The organism is Sphingobacteruim zhuxiongii (assembly GCF_009557615.1).
Lineage (GTDB): Bacteria > Bacteroidota > Bacteroidia > Sphingobacteriales > Sphingobacteriaceae > Sphingobacterium > Sphingobacterium zhuxiongii.
Genome location: NZ_CP045652.1, coordinates 4,099,634 through 4,123,194, shown reverse-complemented (window position 1 = coordinate 4,123,194; position 23,561 = coordinate 4,099,634). Strand labels below are relative to the sequence as shown.

The 23,561-nt window shown below is 36.1% G+C and carries 24 protein-coding genes; all 24 read left to right on the top strand.

The genetic code is table 11. From position 1 onward, the window contains the following. The first annotated feature begins 11 nt into the window (after positions 1–11). The 24 genes from GFH32_RS17360 to GFH32_RS17245 all read left to right on the top strand — a co-directional run bounded on the left by GFH32_RS17360 (position 12) and on the right by GFH32_RS17245 (position 23,516). On the top strand, positions 12–545 hold the full coding sequence (locus GFH32_RS17360) for an exonuclease domain-containing protein (RefSeq protein WP_153512805.1): 534 nt from the start codon (positions 12–14) through the stop codon (positions 543–545). Continuing rightward, a complete protein-coding gene (locus GFH32_RS17355) occupies positions 538–1,527 on the top strand; it encodes a mannose-1-phosphate guanylyltransferase (protein ID WP_153512804.1) in 990 nt (329 codons plus the stop codon). The genes GFH32_RS17360 and GFH32_RS17355 overlap by 8 nt, the downstream gene beginning before the upstream one ends. Positions 1,528–1,652: 125 nt before the next feature. Beyond that, positions 1,653–2,438, top strand: a complete 786-nt coding sequence (locus tag GFH32_RS17350; protein ID WP_153512803.1) for a tyrosine-protein phosphatase — start codon at positions 1,653–1,655, stop codon at positions 2,436–2,438. Positions 2,439–2,573: 135 nt separating this feature from the next. Beyond that, positions 2,574–3,626, top strand: a complete 1,053-nt coding sequence (rfbB, locus tag GFH32_RS17345; RefSeq protein ID WP_153512802.1) for a dTDP-glucose 4,6-dehydratase — start codon at positions 2,574–2,576, stop codon at positions 3,624–3,626. A 7-nt stretch (positions 3,627–3,633) separates the two neighbouring features. Next, positions 3,634–4,179: a dTDP-4-dehydrorhamnose 3,5-epimerase gene (gene rfbC, locus GFH32_RS17340; protein ID WP_153512801.1), complete on the top strand. Its 546-nt coding sequence runs from the start codon at positions 3,634–3,636 to the stop codon at positions 4,177–4,179. After that, on the top strand, positions 4,179–5,069 hold the full coding sequence (gene rfbD, locus GFH32_RS17335; protein ID WP_153512800.1) for a dTDP-4-dehydrorhamnose reductase: 891 nt from the start codon (positions 4,179–4,181) through the stop codon (positions 5,067–5,069). Before rfbC ends, rfbD begins: the two co-directional genes overlap by 1 nt. A gap of 2 nt (positions 5,070–5,071) precedes the next feature. Then, a complete protein-coding gene (gene rfbA / locus GFH32_RS17330; protein WP_153512799.1) occupies positions 5,072–5,941 on the top strand; it encodes a glucose-1-phosphate thymidylyltransferase RfbA in 870 nt (289 codons plus the stop codon). 140 nt (positions 5,942–6,081) lie between these two features. After that, positions 6,082–7,749, top strand: coding sequence for a tetratricopeptide repeat protein (locus GFH32_RS17325; protein ID WP_153512798.1), 1,668 nt, complete (start codon positions 6,082–6,084; stop codon positions 7,747–7,749). A gap of 201 nt (positions 7,750–7,950) precedes the next feature. After that, positions 7,951–8,457 carry a hypothetical protein gene (locus tag GFH32_RS17320; protein ID WP_153512797.1) on the top strand — a complete coding sequence of 169 codons (507 nt, stop codon included), beginning with the start codon at positions 7,951–7,953 and terminating at the stop codon, positions 8,455–8,457. A gap of 231 nt (positions 8,458–8,688) precedes the next feature. Continuing rightward, positions 8,689–9,162 carry a winged helix-turn-helix domain-containing protein gene (locus GFH32_RS17315; RefSeq protein WP_228384164.1) on the top strand — a complete coding sequence of 158 codons (474 nt, stop codon included), beginning with the start codon at positions 8,689–8,691 and terminating at the stop codon, positions 9,160–9,162. 34 nt (positions 9,163–9,196) lie between these two features. After that, positions 9,197–10,576 carry a nucleotide sugar dehydrogenase gene (locus GFH32_RS17310; protein WP_153512795.1) on the top strand — a complete coding sequence of 460 codons (1,380 nt, stop codon included), beginning with the start codon at positions 9,197–9,199 and terminating at the stop codon, positions 10,574–10,576. Between the two features lie 29 nt (positions 10,577–10,605). Then, positions 10,606–11,100, top strand: coding sequence for an adenylyltransferase/cytidyltransferase family protein (locus tag GFH32_RS17305; protein ID WP_153512794.1), 495 nt, complete (start codon positions 10,606–10,608; stop codon positions 11,098–11,100). Between the two features lie 17 nt (positions 11,101–11,117). After that, positions 11,118–12,086, top strand: coding sequence for an SDR family oxidoreductase (locus GFH32_RS17300; RefSeq protein ID WP_153512793.1), 969 nt, complete (start codon positions 11,118–11,120; stop codon positions 12,084–12,086). Positions 12,087–12,119: 33 nt separating this feature from the next. Continuing rightward, positions 12,120–13,406 (top strand): nucleotide sugar dehydrogenase, encoded by a 1,287-nt coding sequence (locus GFH32_RS17295; protein WP_153512792.1) that lies wholly within the window; start codon positions 12,120–12,122, stop codon positions 13,404–13,406. Between the two features lie 20 nt (positions 13,407–13,426). Further along, positions 13,427–14,710 carry an oligosaccharide flippase family protein gene (locus tag GFH32_RS17290; protein ID WP_228384163.1) on the top strand — a complete coding sequence of 428 codons (1,284 nt, stop codon included), beginning with the start codon at positions 13,427–13,429 and terminating at the stop codon, positions 14,708–14,710. Further along, positions 14,707–15,852 (top strand): glycosyltransferase, encoded by a 1,146-nt coding sequence (locus GFH32_RS17285; protein ID WP_153512790.1) that lies wholly within the window; start codon positions 14,707–14,709, stop codon positions 15,850–15,852. The genes GFH32_RS17290 and GFH32_RS17285 overlap by 4 nt, the downstream gene beginning before the upstream one ends. Further along, positions 15,849–16,382 (top strand): serine O-acetyltransferase, encoded by a 534-nt coding sequence (locus GFH32_RS17280; protein WP_153512789.1) that lies wholly within the window; start codon positions 15,849–15,851, stop codon positions 16,380–16,382. The genes GFH32_RS17285 and GFH32_RS17280 overlap by 4 nt, the downstream gene beginning before the upstream one ends. Before the next feature lies 1 nt (position 16,383). Next, the gene (locus GFH32_RS17275; protein ID WP_153512788.1) at positions 16,384–17,523 is read left to right on the top strand and encodes an O-antigen ligase family protein; all 1,140 of its coding nucleotides are present in this window, start codon (positions 16,384–16,386) and stop codon (positions 17,521–17,523) included. Then, positions 17,513–18,076: an acyltransferase gene (locus GFH32_RS17270; protein ID WP_202111236.1), complete on the top strand. Its 564-nt coding sequence runs from the start codon at positions 17,513–17,515 to the stop codon at positions 18,074–18,076. Before GFH32_RS17275 ends, GFH32_RS17270 begins: the two co-directional genes overlap by 11 nt. A gap of 1 nt (position 18,077) precedes the next feature. Further along, complete coding sequence (locus tag GFH32_RS17265; protein ID WP_153512787.1) at positions 18,078–19,232, top strand: glycosyltransferase family 4 protein; 1,155 nt, start codon at positions 18,078–18,080, stop codon at positions 19,230–19,232. After that, positions 19,229–20,395 carry a glycosyltransferase family 4 protein gene (locus tag GFH32_RS17260; protein WP_153512786.1) on the top strand — a complete coding sequence of 389 codons (1,167 nt, stop codon included), beginning with the start codon at positions 19,229–19,231 and terminating at the stop codon, positions 20,393–20,395. The genes GFH32_RS17265 and GFH32_RS17260 overlap by 4 nt, the downstream gene beginning before the upstream one ends. Further along, the gene (locus GFH32_RS18665; protein ID WP_153512785.1) at positions 20,388–21,467 is read left to right on the top strand and encodes an acyltransferase family protein; all 1,080 of its coding nucleotides are present in this window, start codon (positions 20,388–20,390) and stop codon (positions 21,465–21,467) included. Before GFH32_RS17260 ends, GFH32_RS18665 begins: the two co-directional genes overlap by 8 nt. Further along, complete coding sequence (locus GFH32_RS17250; protein ID WP_160366845.1) at positions 21,460–22,587, top strand: right-handed parallel beta-helix repeat-containing protein; 1,128 nt, start codon at positions 21,460–21,462, stop codon at positions 22,585–22,587. The genes GFH32_RS18665 and GFH32_RS17250 overlap by 8 nt, the downstream gene beginning before the upstream one ends. Beyond that, positions 22,584–23,516: an NAD-dependent epimerase/dehydratase family protein gene (locus tag GFH32_RS17245; RefSeq protein ID WP_153512783.1), complete on the top strand. Its 933-nt coding sequence runs from the start codon at positions 22,584–22,586 to the stop codon at positions 23,514–23,516. The genes GFH32_RS17250 and GFH32_RS17245 overlap by 4 nt, the downstream gene beginning before the upstream one ends. Positions 23,517–23,561 lie beyond the last annotated feature (45 nt).

The window sequence follows — 23,561 nt, the reverse complement described above, 5'->3', positions numbered from 1 at the left end:
TGAAGACACCTATGTCAAATACATTTACCAGTATAGATTTCGAGTTAGCTACCGCTAAATACAGTAGTGTTTGTGCAGTAGGCATCGTAAATGTCGTCAATGGAATCATTACCAACGAGTTTTATAGTTTGGTTAGACCTCCGGAAAACAAATATATGTGGCAAACTTCACGTGTTCATGGGATTAAGTCAAAACACACCGAAGATGCACCCAGTTTTATTGAACTTTTCCCACAAATTGATCATTTGTTAAAGGGGCAGGTGATGGTTGCTCATGATGAGTTACTGGATCGCTCGGTACTGAAAGAGACCATGAAGTTTTATGACTTGTCCTATCAACAATTGCAGCTTCCGCAGACATGGGAATGTACCAGTAAAATATATCGAGCATTAGGGTTTGAAAGAACAAAGCTTAGCATTTGTTGTGAAATTATGGGCGTTTCCTTACAACATCACGATGCACTATCGGATGCTCGTGCAACTGCAGAGTTATACTTAAAGATAGATCAAGTAAAAAACAATTTAAAATCGGCTAATCATGAGTAAAATTATAAATGTCGTATTGTCTGGAGGTGTCGGCTCACGACTGTGGCCGCTCTCCAGAAAGGCAAGGCCAAAACAATATCTCCCACTGTTCGGGGGCAAAACGTTGTTCGAATTAACCGTTGAGCGAAATCAACCTTTAGTTTCGAAGGTCACCTTAGTGGGCTCTAGTCAAAACAAGGATTTGGCTGAAGCGGTTCTTAAGAGATTTGATAGCGATATTATTGCTGAAGCTGCGCCCAGAAATACAGCGGCAGCTATTGCATTTGCGGCCTTCCATGCGGAACCTGACGACATCCTAATTGTTACCCCATCGGATCATTTGATTGAAGGTGAAGAAGATTACCAAGAGGCGATCAACCAAGGAATAGTTTTCGCACAAGAGGGTTACATCGCTACATTCGGTATTATTCCCACGCGTCCTGAAACGGGATATGGATATATCGAGCATGAAGGAAACACGGTACTCGCTTTTCGTGAAAAACCCAACGAGTTAACTGCACGAGAGTTTCTCAAACGAGGGAGCTTCCTTTGGAATTCTGGAATTTTCTGTTTCAAAGCAGGCGTTTTTCTGGAGGAATTAATGCGTTTCGAGCCAAAGCTCTATGCTGCCGCCGAAACTGCGTTTGAGTATGCGACCGACTTAGTACTTGACCAGGAGCATTCACTGCAGATTCCCTCAAAGAGTATTGACTATGCTGTGCTTGAAAAATCAGACTTAATTAAGGTAGTTCCGGCAAAGTTTCGGTGGTCGGATATGGGCGCTTTCGACTCCCTATTCAGCTACCTAAAGGAAAAGGGTCACCCTGTTGATGAAAATGGCAACATTGTTGTAGGAACTAGTAAGCATACCGTATTTGTAGGTTTATCGAACTGTATGCTGATTAATACCGACGATGCAGTTTTAATTTTAGATAGAAATCGATCGCAGGAAGTCAAACAAGTGTATGAGTTGTTGGAAAAAGGGCAATCTCCTCTAGTTTAGTATTTGCTGTAGCGTTTATTTTACAATCGTCGTATTACTATAAGTAAAGATTAAGAGTTAAATTTAGAATAGTTTATCTTTGTCAGTTTACTTGATGATTCGATAAACGCCTTATTTTAAACGCTATGGGATTTTGGAATAACTTATTTGGGGGAAGGAAGAAAAAGAATAAAACTTATCATAATAAGCTATCATGGATTACTTGGGATATTCACAACCATTTGTTGCCGGGAATTGATGATGGTAGTCCAGATGTTGATCAGTCCATTGAACTGATTAAAGGATTGAAAGACTTAGGCATACATCGTTCGGTTTCTACTCCCCATGTGATGTATGGTGTACATAATAATACGCCGCAGACGATTGGCTCAGCTCATCAAAACTTGAAGGCAGCCTTGTCAACAAGGAACATTGACTTTGAATTGAAATTCTCTGCAGAATATATGATTGATGATCAACTGGGTTTTCTGATTGAAAATGATCAGCTATGTTTAATGCCCAATAAATATGTATTGATTGAAATGTCATATTTATCGGAATCCAAAGGCCTGTTTAGTATTATCAAAAATTTACTGGAAAAAGGTTATCAGCCTATTTTAGCACACCCCGAGCGTTATAATTACTACCATAATAACTTTAAGATATTCGAAGAAATTAAAAATGCTGGCTGCATGCTTCAACTTAATTTATTGTCAATTAGTAAATATTATGGTGAACATGTCAAGACTGCAGCGCTAACGTTAATACGTGCTGGTATGTATGATTTTGTCGGAACTGACATGCATCATAACAGACATTTGGACGCTTTGAAGGGAGTTGTTTCTAAGTATGACGTACGCGAGTTGTTGAGAGATTGTCCAATTAAAAATGCGACGATGTTTGAGACTGCGCAGGAAAAAAAAATTGCTTAAGAGTCGTACGATAGCGCCTGAATCTTGAATGATGTAGATCAGCGTAATATAAAATATTGATAGAGTCCTTAGGGGCTCTTTTTTTGTTGATGACTTATTCCTTAAATTCTCCTTTTATTTCTTTATTTTGCTTGAATGAAAAAGTGCATTCTAATCACCGGCGGAGCTGGCTTTATTGGGTCACATGTTGTTCGACATTTTGTTTTAAAATACCCTAAATATCAGGTTGTTAATGTGGATTCGTTGACCTATGCTGGAAACTTAGAGAATCTTAAGGATATTGAAACAGCAACAAATTATAAGTTTGAAAAAGCTGATATAACTGATCGTCATTCACTTCATGAATTATTTAACAAATACAGGCCCGACGGCGTGATTCACCTTGCTGCAGAATCCCATGTCGATAGATCTATTTCAAATCCGTTGGCCTTTGTTCATACGAATGTAGTTGGGACAGTAAACTTGCTAGAGGAAGCTAGACACGCTTGGAAAGACAGTTTTGTAGATAAGAGATTTCATCACATATCTACGGACGAAGTATTTGGATCTCTGGGGACAAATGGATTGTTTTCGGAAGAAACAAAATATGACCCACATTCGCCCTATTCAGCGTCAAAGGCCTCTTCTGACCATTTCGTTAGAGCGTATCATGACACCTATGGACTCCCAATTGTGATAACGAATTGTTCAAACAATTATGGTCCAAATCATTTTCCAGAAAAACTGATCCCGCTCTGCATTACCAATATTTTAGAAGGTAAAGCATTGCCGATATATGGCGATGGCAAATATACAAGAGACTGGCTCTATGTGGTCGACCATGCACGAGCGATTGATTTGGTTTTTCATAAGGGAGTAGATGGGAGCTCATATAATATCGGCGGGTTTAATGAATGGCAGAATATCGATCTTGTTCGAGAATTGTGTAGGCAAATGGATGAGAAGCTTGGTCGTGAAGTTGGAACCTCCGAATCCCAAATTACTTTTATTAAAGATCGGCCTGGTCACGACTTGCGTTATGCTATAGATGCCTCTAAAATTAAAAACGAGCTAGGTTGGAAACCGTCCGTGACTTTTCAAGAGGGGCTAGCCTTGACGATCGATTGGTATCTTAACAATCAAGATTGGTTGAGAAAGGTTCTAACTGGAGATTATCAAGACTATTATTCCGATCATTATTCTAAATAGCAATTCGATGAAAGCAATAGAAACAAAATTAGAAGGCTGTTTTATTATCGAACCAAACATTATTGGAGATAATCGCGGATATTTCTTTGAATCATATAATGAAAAAAGCTTAAATGAAGCATTAGGGCAAGATATTCATTTTGTACAAGATAACCAGTCCTTATCCAGTTATGGAGTTATTCGTGGATTACATGCACAGTCCGGGGAGTATGCTCAGGCGAAATTAGTACGGGTGTTGAAGGGAGAGGTGTTAGATGTCGCGGTAGATTTTAGACCAGAATCTCCAACTTTTGGGCAACATATTACTGCGATACTTTCGGCAGAAAATAGACGTCAGCTTTATATTCCTCGTGGATTTCTACATGGATTTGTCGTTGTTTCTGAACATGCTGAGTTTTTCTATAAGTGTGATAATTTCTATTATAAAAACGCGGAAATAGGTGTTCGGTATGATGACCCGACGCTTGCTATTGATTGGACAGTTCCCATCAATGATTTGATCCTTTCTGAAAAGGATCAAGTACTTCCATTTCTTCATGAAATCAAGTTATAATGCAAGAAAACGTGAAACCGCTGATTTTAATTACTGGCGCTACGGGTCAATTAGGACGTGAATTAAGAGTCGTTTTTGAAGATATAGAGAATTTTCAATTCGAGTTTGTCGATCGTAAGAACTTCCCATTGGACAGCGTTGAGCAAATTCAAGCTAAACTAAAAGCGTATAAACCGAATTGTATAATAAATGCAGCAGCTTATACTGCTGTTGACCGTGCGGAGGAAGAATTCGAGTTAGCAAATCGTGTAAATCACCTCGCTGTCAAAGAGATGGCGATATATTCACAAGCGACGGATTGTAAATTTATTTCTATATCAACAGATTATGTTTTTGATGGGGAAGGAAATAGGGCATGGGTAGAAGAGGATATAGTGAAGCCAATTAATGTGTATGGAGAAACTAAGGCGTTAGGAGAGCGTGCCATCTTGAACGAGAATCGAAACGCGATCATCATTAGAACTTCTTGGGTATATTCGACGTTCGGCAATAATTTTGTGAAAACCATGCTTAAATTGATGTCTGAACGCGAGGAAATAAGGGTTGTTGATGATCAAGTTGGATCCCCAACATATGCAAGAGATCTCGCTGTTGCGATAAAAGGAATAATTTTAAGTGAAAAATGGATTGGAGGAATATATCATTATGCCAATGAAGGATGTCTCTCTTGGTTTGATTTTGCAAAAGCGATAAAGAAGTTAGCAAATCTTAGTTGTTCGATTCTCCCTATATCAAGTGCTGAATTTCCAACAGTTGCAAAACGACCTAAATTCTCGTGGCTCGATAATTCAAAAATAAAAAGTACTTTTGGTATTCAAATTCCTAAGTGGGAAACTAGTCTAAAAAAGATGCTCATCGAGATGGGCGAAATCAACAATAATTCAATTTAATCATGAAGGGGATAATTTTAGCAGGTGGTTCGGGTACCCGGTTACATCCATTAACTCAAGTCGTATCAAAACAACTTTTGCCTGTCTATGATAAACCTATGATATATTATCCCTTATCTGTGCTCATGATGGCAGGGATTACCGAAGTGTTGATCATTTCAACACCGGCAGATCTTCCAAATTTCCAACGCCTTTTCGGTTCAGGGAGTCAACTTGGGCTAACCATTTCTTATGCGGAGCAACCACATCCGGATGGTCTTGCCCAAGCGTTCATTATTGGTAAGGATTTTATCAAAGATGATGATGTTTGTTTAATATTAGGAGATAATATTTTTTACGGGGCGGGACTTCAAGTATTGCTGCAAGAAGCCAAAGAGAAAGTTGAAAAGGAAAGAAAAGCTGTTGTTTTTGGATATTATGTAGAAGATCCTGAACGATATGGGGTTGCGTCTTTCAATAAAGAAGGAAAGGTCTTAGATATTGAGGAAAAACCTGAAGATCCCAAATCTAATTATGCAGTTGTTGGTTTGTATTTCTACCCAAACGATGTTATTTCGATAGCGCAAAATGTTAAACCGTCAAACAGAGGTGAGCTGGAGATTACAAGCGTTAATCAAGCTTATTTAAGTAAAGGCGTTCTCCATTTGCAACTATTAGGGAGAGGTTTTGCGTGGTTAGATACAGGAACTCACGAATCACTTTCTGAAGCAACGGAGTTTATTAAGACTATTGAAAAGCGTACGTCTTTGAAAGTTGCTTGTCTTGAGGAAATAGCTATCTTGAAAGGTTTTATTTCTAGGGAGAGAGTGTTATCGAGTATCGATGATAAAAAAGGTGATTATTATAATTATGTAAGACGAATTGCTAAGTAGGATTTTCGATATTATTCTGTCTAAACTCCAACTAAATTTTTAATTTCCACGTTTCAACTTTTATTGAGAGATTTATTCTAATGTTTTCGAAAGCGTCAATATTAACCTTTATACAAGTACTGATTTTTTGCCTTTTCAATGTGGAAGGAAAGAGTCCCTATGCTCATTTGTTGAAATTAAAAAGCAATAAAGCAGTTTTAGAGGAAGCCTTGCAGATCAATACACATATTGGGAAGGATACAGTTGAAATTCATAAGATTTTAGATCCGCTATTAGAATTTGCAAAAAGAGAAAAAAGGGAAGAATTAAAGTTTGCCTATTATCTTTTGATGGCGGATGCTTTTTCTGTCGCATATGATGACGTCAATCCTCAGTCTGACCACTATTTTCGCTTAGCATTAAATTCAGTTGCCGTGAAAAGCAATCAACATTTGGAAATGTTGACGAATATTCGTTGGGGCTATTACTACTTTACCTATAGAAAAGTTAAAGAGGCGTTCCCATATTTTCTTAGAGCGAATGAGTTCCGCGACAATGTTCTTTCAGCCACTATGCCACTTGTGCCGCTGCATTATGGCTATATGGCTAATTTCTATAGTTATATTGGAGATCATAAGAAGGCGATCGTTTACTTAAAGTTGGGCGTGCCCTATACTGATGAATTAAGTCGAAAACGAATAGACATGTTTAACGCAATTGGGGTCTACTTACGGCGTGACTTTCAGTTAGCGGAAGCTGAAGGGTACTTTAAACATGCGATGAAAGTAGCTACTGAGGCAAAGGATTCTGTTTGGGTAGGTATCATTTCTGGTAATCTAGCAGATTTTGAAAGATCTCGCGGGAATTTCACTAAAGCTTTAGAGTTAGTACAGCAAAATATCAAGTATTCTGAGAAGTTCAATGAGTATTTAGACGCGATGAGAGCATATATTGCGCTTGCGGAAATATATGTGGAGAAACAGCAGTGGGCAGAAGCGAAAGAGGCACTTTTTAGATCACAGGGGTATGTAGAGGATAAGCCCTACTTTCTCCAATACAAGAAAGATATTGCAAAAATATTTGCGAACATAGCAAACGGAGAGGGTAATAAGGCTAAAGAGCTGATTCATCTACACGAGTTTTTAGCATTAAGCGACAGTTTGACTAGTCAGACCAATTTTGATATGATGCAGAAGATCTATTGGCAATGGGAGTCTGAGCGTTATGATCAAGCTGTAAAAACTGCAGAAATGAAGAAAATTCAATCGCAACAAAAATATCAACTTTTTGGTCTTCTTCTGTTGTTGGGCTTTGTCATTATTATCCTCTTGGTAAACCGCTCAAGGAATAAAGAAAAAATCAAATCCACTCTTCTTGAGAAGGAACAATTGAAACTAGCATTCGAAAAGAATATATTGGATCAGGAGTTAATCGTCTTAAGAGATTCTTTAGAGGAGTTTACAAATACCATAAAACAAAACGATTCAACTATTCAACAATTAAGGATGGAAGTATCACATGGGATTGATCTCGATCGTAAACATCAGGAGAAGATAAATGAAAGCCTAAGCGATATGTTGGAGACACATATTATGACAGACGAACGTTGGTTAAAGTTTAAAGCAGTCTTCGATAGGGTGTACCCTGGATTCCTTCTAGAACAAAAGGTTATTTATCCAAAGCTCTCCGAAAACGATTTGCGCCTATTGTCCCTGATAAAATTGGATCTGAGTAATCGAAGCATGAGTGACCTTCTTGGTGTCTCAATCGATGCGGTTAAAAAAGCTAAACAAAGACTCAAGAAAAAGCAAGAACCTATTGAAAACTAAAATAAAATGTCCTACCCGTTGGGTGGGACATTTTATTTTGTTGAAAGTTAACGCTTTGTACATGGTACGAACTGAGCTTTTTACGATTTGTAGCGATTTGTCCACCTATTGTCCACCCCTAGATATTACCGAAATACGAAAGATCAATGCTATTTTTGGCTTATTCAATTTGCAATTAGTAAAAGTAAAAGATTATCCGAAATGAACTATTTAATAATAATCGCAATTATACTTTCGGCTGGCGCGTTGTTCTTTTTCTACAGAAAATTTGCGTACAGTAACTTTGACAAGTATGCCGATTTAACAGTAAATCTGTTGTTAGATCAAAATAATGGGGATTTTAATTCCCACTATGGGTGCATTATATTTCAACTTCCGAGCTACGGGGAACATGTGAAAGAAGTTGTAATCACGGGTGTGCAAAGCAGCAATAAGCACATCCGTGTCAATGCATTCGAAAAATTAAACTTCTTTATAACACCCGGTCAAGCGACGGAAAGTGCAATGCGTTCTATCGGTTTCTCTATTAGTAATAGAGCTCTGCAGAGCCATTCTGGCAAGCAAGAAAGCGTTGTCGTAAGGGGTTACATTGTAGATAGAAAGGGCGAGAAAAAATTGTTTTTGAAAACATCATATTATACACTTCGAGACTTTGACATTGGGCAACAGTCTACTACATACGGGAAGTCTAAAGGTTTAGCAGTTTAATCCATTTTTTAGGTTGTTACAAGCATCGTGCAGAAATGTGGCGATGCTTTTCCTTCTTATATACAGGTGTTTAGTTACTCAAACGTTTGCATAGAAGGAAAGGCTAAATTTTGAAAAAAAATATCAAATCGAATTCTTAAACAATTTGTTTTATTAAAAATCTTGAGTACTTTTGTTGCTCAATACTAACTTATGTTGGACTCGCTTATTACGTCGAAGACCCGATTAAAATTGCTTATCAAATTTTTTGTTTCAGCAACAAATAAGGGATACTTGCGTGGTATCGCGGAAGAATTCCATGAATCCACTAATGCGGTTCGTAAAGAGCTTAACCAACTTACCGATGCCGGATACCTACTGCGAGAACAGCAAAATCAGCGCATCTATTACCGAGCAAACACGCAGCATCCCTTGTTTGAGTCACTTCAGAATCTTGTAAGAAAATATTTAGGAATCGACAAAGCGATTGAAAGTGTTCTTGAAAAGTCCGGAGATGTTAAACAAGTGAGCCTTTTAGGTGATTATGCTAAAGGAATTGATTCCGGTACGATAGAAGTATTAGTTCTTGGAAATAATCTTGATACGGATTATTTGAAACAACTTGCTGCAAAAATCGAGTTATTATTGGGAAAGAAGGTTTTTATATTTTTTGAACTTGACAAACAAGTTCAACAGCAAATAATTCTTTTTCAAAAAGAAGATTAAGTTAGTATATTTCTGAAGACTACTAAAAATTCAAATGAGAATTAAGAAGATCGCATGTATAGGAGCTGGATATGTTGGAGGACCAACGATGTCCGTGATCGCGCAAAAAAATCCAGAAATACAAGTAACCGTTGTTGACTTAAATGTTGACAGAATAAACGCTTGGAATAATGAAAACTTAGAGAGTCTGCCTGTATATGAGCCTGGTTTAGATCAAGTCGTATTGGAAGCTAGGGGAAGGAACCTTTTCTTTTCTACCAATGTGACTAAAGCTATTGAAGAAGCCGACATGATCTTTATTTCAGTTAATACACCTACAAAGACCTACGGAAAAGGGAAAGGGCAGGCGGCTGACTTAAAATTTATTGAGCTTTGTGCAAGACAAATTGCGGAAGTTTCAACTACTTCAAAGATTATAGTTGAGAAATCAACGATACCTGTGCGTACCGCTGCTACCATTAAAAGTATTTTGGATCATACGGGTAACGGGGTTCAATTTCATGTACTTTCAAATCCTGAGTTTTTGGCGGAAGGTACAGCAATTGCTGACCTGCAAAATCCGGATCGTATCCTAATTGGTGGAGAAGATCAAGGTGCTATTCAAGCCTTGAAAAATATATACCAGGCATGGGTGCCGAATGAGCGAATTATTACTACCAACCTTTGGTCTTCTGAACTGTCAAAATTAGTCGCGAATGCATTCTTGGCCCAAAGAGTTTCTTCTATTAATTCCATTTCAGAACTATGTGAGGCGACGGGAGCCAACGTTGATGAAGTTGCACACGCCATAGGTCAGGACTCCAGAATAGGATCAAAATTTTTGAAAGCTTCAGTCGGCTTTGGTGGCTCATGTTTTCAAAAAGATTTGTTAAATTTAGTATATATTGCTCGGTCATATAACCTGAATGAAGTCGCGGATTATTGGGATCAAGTGATCCGTATTAATGACCATCAGAAAACAAGATTTGCAGAAAAGATAATACAATCGATGTATAATACCGTAAATGGCAAGAAAATTGCTTTTCTGGGATGGGCCTTTAAGAAAAACACGAACGATACGAGAGAATCTGCGGCAATTTATGTGGCAGATCATCTATTAGAAGAACAAGCGAAGATCGCAGTATTTGATCCGAAAGTTCAGAAACATCAGATTTATAAAGATTTAGAATATCTACAATCAAGGACTAATAGCGAGAACGAGTATTTACTCGAAGTAGCTGAAGATGCCTATGAAGCTTGCAAGGATGCGCACGGTATCGCAATCCTCACAGAGTGGGATGAGTTCAAAGACTTCGATTGGGATAGAATTAAGGACAATATGAAAAAGCCAGCCTTCGTTTTTGATGGTAGAAAGTTATTAGATAGAAATCGATTGGAAGAGCTAGGATTCATCTACTATGCAATTGGGGAGTAATTGATTAATCATTTTTAACAATTAACCATATGAAAGAAACTGAAAAAAGTGAGAAAGCTAACATAGTAGCTAAACCAAAGGATTATAATCCAGGTCCTCGTGTAGGAATCACTTTTAGTACATTCGACTTGTTACACGCAGGACATATCATGATGCTTGCTGAAGCGAAGAGGCAGTGTGATTATTTGATATGTGGTTTGCAAATGGATCCCACTTTAGATAGACCGGATAAAAATGCGCCAACGCAAACTGTTGTCGAAAGGTATATTCAGTTAAGAGGGTGTGTATATGTCGATGAAATTGTCCCTTATTCAACAGAACAAGATTTAGAAGATATATTGCGGTCTTTTAAGCTTGATGTTCGAATTGTTGGAGATGAATATATAGATAGAGACTTTACAGGAAGACAATACTGTGAGGAGAAAGGAATCGAGCTGTATTTTAACAGTCGAGATCATAGGTTTTCTAGCTCCGGCTTGAGAAAGATTGTAGCGGAGAAAGAAAATTTGAAAAATGGAAAATAGATAATCAACATAAATAGATGAGTAAAATATTAATTACCGGCGGAGCTGGATTCATTGGCTCCAATTTAACGGAGTACTTCCTAGGAAAAGGTCATCAAGTAGTTGTACTTGATAATTTTGCTACGGGGCATCGTCACAACTTGACTCTGCATGAAGGAAACTCCAAATTTCAATTGATCGAAGGAGACATTCGGAATATGGAAGATTGTCAAATAGCTGTTAAAGGTGTAGATTACGTATTGCATCAGGCAGCTTTAGGTTCCGTTCCACGCTCGATTAAAGACCCGCAGACATCGAATGAAGTTAACGTGTCTGGATTTTTAAACATGTTAGTCGCGGCGCGCGATGCGAATGTTAAGCGCTTTATCTATGCGGCCTCATCGTCGACCTACGGTGATTCTGAGAATTTGCCTAAAGTAGAAGATGTTATTGGAAAGCCATTATCCCCTTACGCAATAACAAAATATGTCAATGAACTCTATGCTGAGATATTCTCCAAAACCTACGGGATAGAAACAATAGGCTTACGCTATTTTAATGTCTTTGGACGCAGACAAGACCCTAATGGAGCCTATGCGGCAGTTATTCCATTGTTTGTAAAGAAATTTATGAATTACGAAAGTCCGGTTATCAACGGTGCGGGCGACTATTCTCGTGATTTTACGTATATCGATAATGTCATTCAGATGAATGAGCGAGCAATGTTGACTAACAACCCAGATGCTGTGAATACGGTTTATAATACTGCTGTTGGGGATCGTACGACGCTTAATCAATTGGTTGGGTATTTAAAGGAGTTCTTAACTGAATACGATTCTGAAATCGCAAAAGTTGATGTGGTCCATGGTCCTAACAGGCAAGGAGATATTCCACACTCACTAGCATCAGTTGAAAAAGCGAAAAGTCTACTTGGTTACGAACCATCGCACGTGATAAAAGAGGGGCTGAAAGAGGCAACGAAGTGGTATTGGGAGAATTTAAGATAATAAATAACTGAAAATAAATTTTACGAATTTAAAATGAAAAACATAGCTGTTATTGGTTTAGGTTACGTAGGCTTGCCTCTAGCGAGATTATTCGCTACAAAATATCCTGTACTTGGTTTTGATATTAATCAAAAGCGTATCGATGAACTTCGTTCCGGTAAAGATTTAACACTCGAAGTGGAAGATGAAGTTCTTAAAGGGGTTTTAGTTGATAGCAATCCCTTTGAAAATGAGGCTACGGTAGGACTATTCTGTTCAAATCAACTGGCTGATATACAAAATGCAAACTTTTATGTGGTAACCGTACCTACTCCGGTAGATAAAAATAATAGACCAGATTTAACACCTTTGTATAAAGCTTCTGAAACAGTAGGAAAAGTGTTGAAAAAAGGAGATATCGTTGTATATGAGTCAACGGTATATCCAGGAGTTACTGAAGAAGAATGTATTCCCGTATTGGAAAAGGTTTCAGGTCTAAAATTTAATGTTGATTTTTTCGCTGGATATTCACCAGAACGTATTAACCCAGGAGATAAACAACATACTGTTGAGAAAATTTTAAAAGTGACTTCTGGATCTACTCCTGAAATAGGGAAAGAAGTGGATAACATTTATAAATCAGTTATTCTGGCCGGCACGCACCTTGCCCCTGCAATCAAAGTAGCAGAAGCAGCAAAAGTTATTGAGAACTCACAGCGCGATATCAATATCGCTTTCGTAAATGAGTTAGCAAAGATTTTTAATCTTTTGAATATTGATACTCATGCTGTTTTGGAGGCCGCCGGAACGAAATGGAATTTTCTTCCATTTAAACCAGGACTTGTAGGAGGTCATTGTATTGGAGTAGACCCATATTATTTAGCACAAAAAGCACAGGAGCACGGTTATCACCCGGAGATTATTTTAGCGGGGAGACGCCTAAATGATTCTATGGGAGAATATGTGGCATCACAAGTTGTAAAAACAATGATTAAAAAAGGAATCAATGTAAATGGGGCGGAAGCATTAATGTTAGGAGTGACGTTTAAAGAGAACTGTCCTGACGTTCGAAATACCAAGATTGTTGATGTTATTAGAGCCCTAGAAGATTACGGAATTAAGGTTACAACATATGATCACTGGGCAAATCCAGCGGAAGTTGAGCATGAGTACGGAATTGAAAGTGTTGTTGAACTACCAAGTAGAAAGTTTGATGCGGTAATTCTTGGAGTTGCACACAAAGAATTTCTTGATTTGGATTTTGAATCTATTAAAAAGGATAAAGCAATTATCTATGATGTTAAAGGGGTGCTATCACAGCAAGTTGACTCAAAATTATAACAATCAATAATTCTACAACCTTGTCGATTTTAAAGAAAGGAATAATAACATCGATGTCCAGCTACTTATCTCTAGGGCTCGGCTTGGTGCAAACAATGATTGTGAGTAGAGCATTGGGTCCTGAGCTGGTTGGACAGATGTCTTTATTAAGGCAGGTCGCTGTTTTTGGGGCCCAGATTGGTAGTTTTGGATTACCGATGGGTATCATATATTTTATAAATAAGAGAAAATTGGATCGCGATACGGTAATCGGTAGTACATTGATTGCCACACAGTTATTATCACTATTAAGTTCTGTAATTGTTGCGTTAATGTTGATTTATGCTGATTTTTTTGGCGAGGTTAATATTATTATAATATTGTCGGTTATAGGATTTATCTTTTTCTCTAATTCCAGAACCGTTTTTCATTCGTTAAATATCGCCGATCAAGATGTTAAACGAATGTCGTTAATTGATGTTTTACCTACTGTACTTTGTGTTGGTATATTATTGTTTCTTTATTTGTACGACTTATTGAATCTAAATAATATTCTTTTCTTAAATATTTTTATTTGGCCGTTAATTGGATTAATATTGGCATTATTGATACAAAAGAATAGAATTAAGTTGACTTTCAGCATCAATGTTAAGTACTTAAAAGAAGCTTTCTCTTATGGTAGTCAAGTTAATCTTTCTGATTTTCTTGTACTAATAAACAGTTCTATTACATTATTTATTCTAAAATATTATACTTCGGATTTTACATCAGTCGGATATTTTTCAAGAGCAATATCAGTAACAACCCTGATTAATACTGCATTCATCAGCTTTTTGAGATTACTTTACTCACATTGGGCTCAACTGAGTGGTATCGAGTTAAAAAAAAGTGTAGAGCGAATTATGAATTTTCTAGTCCTTGTTTCCATTGTAGGATGCATATTGATTGGACTTTTTGGGGATTGGATCGTTTTGATATTGTTCGGGAAGGAGTTTTTGCCAGCGACGAGTCTGGTTCAAATTATAATTTTTGGGGCAACTGGTTTTTTAATAAGCAAATCCTTGCTGAAACTCTTTATATCTGATGGTAATGTAAAATATAATTTAGTCTGCTTATTAGTTGGAGGGATCAGCAATATTATTTTGAGCGTGATTTTAATTAAACTATACGGTGTAAAAGGAGCTGGATTCGCGCAATTATTTTCAAGTATTCTCATGGGATTAACTGCCTTGTATATAGCTAAGTCACGTTATGGCATTTCTATCTCTAGAATCTTGATTCCGAATTTTTCAATTAAGAATATCAAGAACATTATAAAACGATGAGATACGCTTACTTCGATTTTATTTACAATTTGGGTGGGGCGCAAAAATCCACGATTGATTTAATAAATAACTTATCTTCAAACGGCTTTGATATCTTACTTTTCGACGCACATGGAGAGTGTGATCGATTTACGCAGGCAGCGAATCAAAAAGGTCTTAAATACTATGTGGTTAAACCGATAGACAATTCTGTATTAGGAAGGAAGAACAAGTTTAAAAGGATATTGTCAATTTTGAGATATTTTCCGACTTACTTCGCAACGACGCTTTCTTTAATACGTAAAGTTCGAGAAGATAAAGTAGAATTTATTTGGACGAATACATTTAAAGGACTCTTTCCGCTATTGTTAGTTAAGTTTTTTTTGAAAAAACGAATAGGTTTTTTCGTTAGGGGTGAAGGAGCGTTTAAACATGGTTCGAAACTGAAAACATTTTTGCATAAAAACTTTGTTGACGTTTTTTTTGTTCAATCTGAAAATATTCGTTCACAATCAAATTATTTTAGCCAAAATCATAATAACGTTTTTATTATTAATAATATCATTGATCTCGATGCATTAGATATTGGGGATAATTTCGATTTCGACAAAAATTTTATCAATATCGCGTTACCCGCGTCTGTAATTCCTGAAAAGGGGATAAAAGAAGCAATCGAAGCAATGAAAACCTTAGTCGCCAAATGCAATATAAAATTATATATTATTGGGAATACTTTTGAAGGAAAGGCAAACACTCGAGCTTTTTTTCAAGAAATGAAAGACTATATAGCGAAGTATGAGTTAGATAATCATATTGAGTTTTTAGGATTTCGCGATGATGTTTTAAACATAATTAAAGGCGCGGATTTGGTTCTTCTTCCTAGTTATTCAGAAGGCATGCCGAGAGTAGTTATGGAAGCGATGGCTTTGGAGACTTTTGTCATTGCTACGAACGTCGGCGCAATTCCTGATTTGCTATTTAATAATCTGGATTATATGATAAAACCAAGGGATCATCGCGAAATAGAGAAGGCTATCCTGAAGTTTGTCTCGGAGCGCAGGTATTTAGGTGATAAGTTAGAGAGTAACAAAAATTTTATTCAAGCAAATTATTCTAGAGCGAATCAACTTGCTCGTTTCAAGATGTTTACAGATTGGTTATGAATGTTTTTCAAAAGTTAAAGTGCGATTACAAACAATACAAAAATTCACAACGAGCATCCTCCATTGCAATTTTTGGTTTTGTGATTTTTAATGCTGGCTTCAGAGCTGTGTTTTTATATCGTTTGGGGTTTTATTTTAGAACGAAAAAACTAAGGTTGCTTGCTATTGTTTGTGAAAAGATAATGCATCACTTGTGTAATTGTTGGATAAGTACGAATGCTAAAATTGGGGAAGGCTTTTGTATTCGACATGTTGGCTGTATCGTGATTGGCGGCAGGGTGGTTGTTGGTAGAAATTTTGACATTCGGCAAGGGGTTACGCTAGGTGGTAACTCGAATAAACGTGATATGGACGGCAATTCTCAACCTATTATTGGTAATAATGTACTGGTCGGTGCTGGAGCAAAAATTCTTGGCCCAGTTAAGATTGGTGATTTTTGCAAGATTGGCGCAAATGCTGTGGTAATAACTTCATTTGATGGAAACAGCAGTATAGGAGGTGTACCAGCTAGGCTTCTAAATAAGAAATGAGGTGAAAAAGATATACAACATATTGAATATCCTATTTGTCGCATCTCTTTTTGCGTTAGGACCTACGATGTTATTCGCTGTGCCAAATTATTTATTTATAATTCTATTGGTAGTAAGCGCTTTGTTTATAATAAGCGATAGACTGTATTTGAGAGTTCTTTCCAACAAAGAAGTTTCCATCCAAATACAATTTGCATTAATATTGTTGATTACAGCTATGTTGTCAAGGTACGCAGATGAAGCACTCGCTGGTTTTCTTAGTTTTTTTATTGCATGTGTGATGGGAATATTTTCGTCTTTCCTTATAAAAGACGAAAATGATTTTAAGAGAATACTAACTGCAATTACCGTTGGGGGATTTATTCTTGTTGTTTTCTATATGCGTAGTGCCAGCTTGAGCGCTCTGCAAACACGTCAGTTAACTGAGGGAGTTTTAAGTTTAAATTCATTTTCGCACACGATAATAATAAGCTTTTGTGCTGGATTTATGTTGTTGAATTTAAGTATTTCAAAACCTTTTAAATTTTTAATCATCGGAATACTATTTGTTTTCTTTATAGCATTAATTCTTTCTGGTTCCCGACAGTCTTTAGTCACGATTCTTACTTTGTTCGTTGTTTATATCGTGGTTAAGTCACTTCTTCTTAAAAAAGGAGGTATTAAGAATATTCTAATTGGCGTGGTCGCTCTCATATCTGTCGGATATTTTTTAATGTTATATGGTTCAGATACGGTGCTTCTTAAACGGATGGCGGAGACTAATGTTGAAGAAGACGAAAGATTTGAATTAATAACTATCGCATTTGAGCTGTTCTTAAACTCACCAATAATAGGGCATGGTATAGGGACTTTCAAGTATTATAATGATTTTTATGTCTATACGCATAATACATTTTTGGAACTTTTGTTTGTCGGCGGTATATTGAGCTTATTTTTGTTTTTAAAAGGACACTATTCTTTAGTAAAATTTATTTTTCTTGGAAAATTTCCAAACTTAGGACTTTCTGCTGCGAGTATTGCCGTTCTTATAAGTTTTATTATAAGTGGTCAATTTTTTATTTTTTACGACTCTAAATTAGCATTGATTTTATTTTTTTCAATTATTTATTTTCATCGCAACTTATATTCTTATGAACGGTAGAATGTTATTCGAACGATTTAACCCGCTGTTGAGGACAATCTCAAAATGTCTGAGGATATTTCCAAGTTTCTTTTGTAGGTTTATTTGGGAAGTCATTAGCCCATTCTCTGGTTACTTTTTTTTATCATTAAGATACTGCCTTTTAGCGAGTAGGGCGAGAATTGGTAAAAACGTTTATATTGGGACACACGTAATAATAAAGAATTGGTCGAATTTCGTATGCGGGGATAATTTAAGTATCCACGACTTTTGTTACATTGACGCAGTTGGTATAATCGAAATAGGAAATAATGTCTCGATTGCCCACGGCAGCTCCCTTATTAGCTTTAATCATACTTTTGAAGATCTCTCTTTTCCAATTAAGTATAATCAGGTTGTCTACGAAAAAATTAAAATTCATGATGATGTATGGATTGGTTGTGGTGTGCGTGTATTGTGCGGTGTTGAAATTGAAGAAAGGTGTGTAGTAGCAGCTGGTGCAGTTGTTAATAAGAGTGTCCCGAAACATAATCTTGTGGGAGGTGTACCAGCGAAATTAATTAAAGAAATATAGTATGGTTTTAGGATTCGTTCACGATCACAATTTTTATGAGGAAAATAACCTATTCTATTCCGGCGGGGGATTACCGGCTTCTACTTGGGCTAGGTATTTGTCTGTCTCGGAAAAATTGATTGTCATAGGAAGAGCTGGAGAGAAAAAACTAAATGTGCTTTCGTCCTATGAGAATGTTACTTTTCGCTTAGTACATAGTTATAAAGGTCCTGTCGATTTACTTAGAAATTATAATAAAATTAAAAGCGAATTACAGCTTATTATTGATAAGTGCGATGCACTTATAATTAGATTGCCCAGTATACTAGGTCTAATGTCAGCTGACATTTGTTCCGACATCTGCAAACCTTATTTGATAGAGGTAGTTGGTTCAGCGAAAGAAAGTATGATGCATTCTGGAATTAAAGGTAAAATTTTTGGAATGTTAGTCGAAACTAAAATGAAATCTATCGTACGAAAGTCACGGTTTACAATTTATGTCACAAAATGCTATCTCCAATCGATTTATAGTTGTTCAGGTAGAACTATCAATATTTCAAATGTAAATATTGCTAGTGGGAATCCAGATGTTTTGAGAAATCGTTTAGAGCGAATAAAAAATATTAATCATAGGGAATGTTTTCGCATAGGTTTAGTTGGTTCTATTTCCGTGCCATACAAGGGGCACGAAGTTCTATTAAAGGCTTTGAATCAATTAGGACCACTGATTAAGAAAATAAAAGTGGATTTTGTTGGGGGTGGAGAGAATTTAAAATTAATACACAAAATTGATACTTATGGACTTAGCAAGAATGTTAATCTTCGTGGTTCAATTCGAGCAGGAGAGGAAATGATGGACTTTTTAGATAACATTGATTTGTTAATACAACCATCTTTGACCGAAGGGTTGCCAAGGATCGTGATTGAAGCGTTTTCCAGAGGATGTCCCGTTCTTGCTTCTAATGTTGGCGGTATTCCGGAATTGTTGAAGCAGGAATATATACATAACAAAGGAGACGTGTCTCAACTCTGTGAACAGATACAATACGTAGCATTTAATACTAATGTTTTGGATGCTATGGCAATCGATAATTTTTCAAAAGCAGCTGAGTATTCAGAAACGGATTTACAGTTAAAAAGAGAGAAATTTATTGGTGATTTTCTAAAAGAAATATGACGGAGAATAAAATAAAAATTTACAGGGTTTCAACAGTGTCACATTCGTTGAGCATTTTGTTAAAAAAGCAATTCAGTTATTTAGGTACAAAGGGATATAGTTACACATTGCTATGTTCTCCGGACGAACGTATACTTAGAACGGCAGTTGAAGAGAAGGCAAAATTTTTACCACTCTACATTACAAGAAGTATAAGTCCTTTTCGTGATTTATTTGAGCTTTTTAGGCTTATTAAATATCTTAGAAGAGATAGACCAGATATAATTCATTCGCATTCTCCAAAAGGCGGGTTAATTGCAATGATTGGCGGATTTCTTGTCGGAACTAAACTTAGAGTGCATACAGTCGCGGGATTACCTCTTGTAGAAGCGACGGGTAGTTACCGATTCTTATTAATCTGCCTAGAGAAGTTAATTTATTCCTGTGCTAATTTCGTCATTTTCAATTCTCCAATGCAGGCGGCTATGGCGATTCAGAATGGGTGGATTAGAAACGATAAAGTGAAGGTAATCGGAAAAGGAAGTAGCAATGGCATTGATTTGAAATATTTTAGAAGGTCACCACAAATTGGTTTAGAAGTTAATGAGATAAAAACAGGCTTAAGGTTAAATAATGCATTTGTAATATCTTTTGTTGGTAGAATTGCGAAATCTAAAGGAATCGAAGAACTTGTTGAAGCATTTCAGATTCTTCAAATTAAACATTCAAACCTTGCTCTTGTTCTAGTTGGCATGCGAGACGACGCTGACCCAATCAGTAGCGATTGTTGGCATAAAATTATTGGAGATCAAAGTATTCGATGGATTGATCATAAGGACGATGTTCGCCCATATTTTCAGATGAGCGATGCTTTCGTTTTCCCATCCTACAGAGAAGGCTTTCCACAGGTACTTATGCAGGCATGCGCAATGCAGTGTTCTATAATTTCTACTAATATTAATGGCGCAAATGAAATCATTGATGATGGTGTCACTGGACTTTTGATAAATACAAAGTCAGTGGAAGAGATTGTATCCTCAACAGAGAAGTTGATTACTGATCAACCTTTGAGAGAATCCTTGGCTCAAAACTCTAGAAAAGTAATTGAAGATGGATACGATCAACTTTTGTTCTGGGACAGTTTAGATAAGTTATATTCAAATAATCTGAAAGGGAATGACTAGAAACTCCACCGCAGGTCGTATTACGGATTTAGACTGCATGAGAGGATTAGCGATTTTATTAGTCGTTTTTTATCATTTCTTCAGTCGATGGGATAATTTGAACTTATACTCATCTGATAGTATCGACGATTTTTTTGTGTTCAAGTACGGTTATTTGGGAGTTGAATTATTTTTTATAATCTCAGGATTCGTAATTTTTCTCTCATTAGAGCGTAGTAAAAATTACATCACATTCATTAGGAATCGTTTGACTCGTTTATTGCCACTACTACTAATTTGTAGTTTGCTAACATTCTTAGTGTTAAAGGCCATTCCGAATGAATATTTTAAAACCAATGCTATCGATTTTCTGCCAAGCATAAGTTTTATAGATCCAGTATTTTGGAGAATATTTTTTAATAATTCGAATATTAACTTCATTGATGGCGTATATTGGTCGTTGTTAGTAGAAATGAAATTTTATTTGATAGTCGGTGCGCTATTTTTTTTATTCAAGCGAGAGTTTATCAGTGTATGGCTATTGGTAAATGTCATTATTTTATTAATAAATTGGATAGGACAAAGTATAAACATTTCTAATACAGACTTATTCCAATTATTTAGACTAATATCATTTTCAGAATTCTTTTCCTATTTTACATACGGGATTGTGTTTTACTTGATATATATGAAAAGACCGCTTTCTGTATTTCAGAGGCTACTTATAGTTTTCATTATTTCCTTACATTTTCAAGTATTTTTAAGCGTATTAGAGTTGTCTTTCTTAATATTTTGTTTCATTCTTTTTTATGCCTTCGTAACAAGAAAGAAATACTTTAAAGTGTTTTCGAACAAATTTCTGCTGTTTTTGGGAGGAATAAGTTATCCTTTATATTTATTGCATCAAAATATTGGAGTCTTATTCATAGGGCACATTAACAAAGCGATCGATCAGAAAAGTATAGTGCAATATCTGGTGCCTATTTTAGTTTTTTGCATTTTAGTTATTTTGGCGTGGTTAATGCATAATTATTGTGATTTGAATTTACAAAGAAAAATAAAAAGTTATGTTAATAGGGAGAAACATGTATAAGTATCATATATTAATCTTAATATTATTTATCAATTCCATTTCGGCTTGTGCTCAAAAGCAAAGAGATTTTAAGTATCGTTCAGTTCCGAAAACTATAAATTTGGAAAGAAGTCAGTTTGAAATACCATCCGTAAGATTCGTTGATTTGACGAAATATTTACCAGGAGGTTTTGTAAATGATGGCTCCAAGGATTACACGGAATACATCCAAAAGGCGTTGGATGAAAATTTGAATGTCATTTTTCCTGATTTTCCATTATTAATAAATGATAAAGGATTAAGTTTCAAAAGTGGTTCTGTTGTGAAATTTCAAAGAGGATCAAAATTGGTTTTGAAACCATCGAGAAAATCAACATATTACATGGTAAAAATCCACGATAAAAGGAACGTTATTCTGATTAACCCTGTATTAGAGGGCGATAGAAAAAGACATTTAGGAAAGGGAGGAGAATGGGGTATGGGAATAGATATACGTGGGAGCGAAGGAATAAAAATTCTTAATCCAATTGTTCGTAATTGTTGGGGAGATGGTATTTATATTGGACAAATGTCTGGGAAACCTAGTAAGGGAGTTGAAATCGTAAATGCATTCTTAGATTACAATAGGAGGAATGGACTGTCAATTACTAGTGGGAGTCAAATTTCTATTAAGAGCCCAGTCATTTCTAATACGAATGGTACTTTGCCAATGTGCGGGATTGATATAGAACCTAATAATAACCAAGACCTAATCGATGATATTTTGATTGAAAATGCTTATACCTTTAACAATACAAATTCAGGATTGATCATAGGGTTAGGAAAATTAATAGGACCACTTAACAAACAAGTTAACATTAATATAAGAAATCACATAGATGAGGGTTCAGATATTGGTTTTTATTTTGGAGGAATTCTTCCGATTGACCGAAAAAAGGGTAAATCACTTCAGGGAACCATTAATGTCGAGAATCCTTCTTGGAATAATAATGTTTCGCGACCTATATTGACGCGCAGGGGATTTGGAAGGGCACCACATCTGCGAATAAGTAATCCTAAAACAAAGCATTCTAATGTTAAATATTCGGTGAAAGAAATTAAGAGAAATTATACAAACAATTCCAATATAGAAGTATTTTGAGTAATGTACATATTTTTGGCGCCACTGGATTTATCGGTACGCATTTGTCCTCTTATTTAATTAAAAACGGCTCAAATGTTGTCGCTCAGGGAATTAGAGAAGGCATGCCGAATTTGTCCTTAGATACAGCTACCGTATTTATAAACTTAATTGGAAAAGCGCACGACCATTCTGGTAATTCGACTAAGGAAGATTTTTATTATGCAAATTTGGAGCTTACTAAAAAAGTCTTTAGATTATTTCAAAGTTCTAAAGCGCACCTATTTATCCAGATAAGTTCCATTGCTGCGGTCGAAGAGTTTCAGTCGACAACACCGTTGGGAGAGGATGAGAAATGTAGGCCTGACTCTTGGTATGGTAAGTCAAAACGTGAAGCTGAGGAATGGCTTTTGAATCAACCTATAGCTGAAGATAAAAAAGTTCTCATACTTCGACCTCCCATGGTTTACGGCCCCGGCGATAAGGGTAATCTTTCAGTTCTATATAAATTTATTTCGAAAGGGTATCCGTATCCTTTAGCGTCCTTCAATAATAGGAGAACATTTATTTCGATTAATAATTTTAATTATTTTATTTTTAAAATTCTGACGAATACTCATTCTATTAAGGACGGGATTTATCATATTGCGGATGATCAATCTATATCGACTTCGGAAATAATTTCGATAATAAAACGCGTTTCAAAAAAAAATATTCCGAACATAGCTTTGCCTAGCCTGCTCGTGAAAGTAATCGCTCGAATTGGAGATTTCATTCCTATTCCTTTAAATTCGAAACGATTGAAAAAGATGACCGGTGATTTTTTAGTTTCAAATGAAAAAGTAAAAATCGCACTCTCTATTTCCGATCTGCCAGATAGTACTGAAAAGTGTCTAGAAGAAACGTTCGATTCGATGAGTTGTGTTATAGATAGAAAGACTCGAATATAATATTGCCAGATTTTTACATCCCTAGGACTGTTTTTTATATAAAAT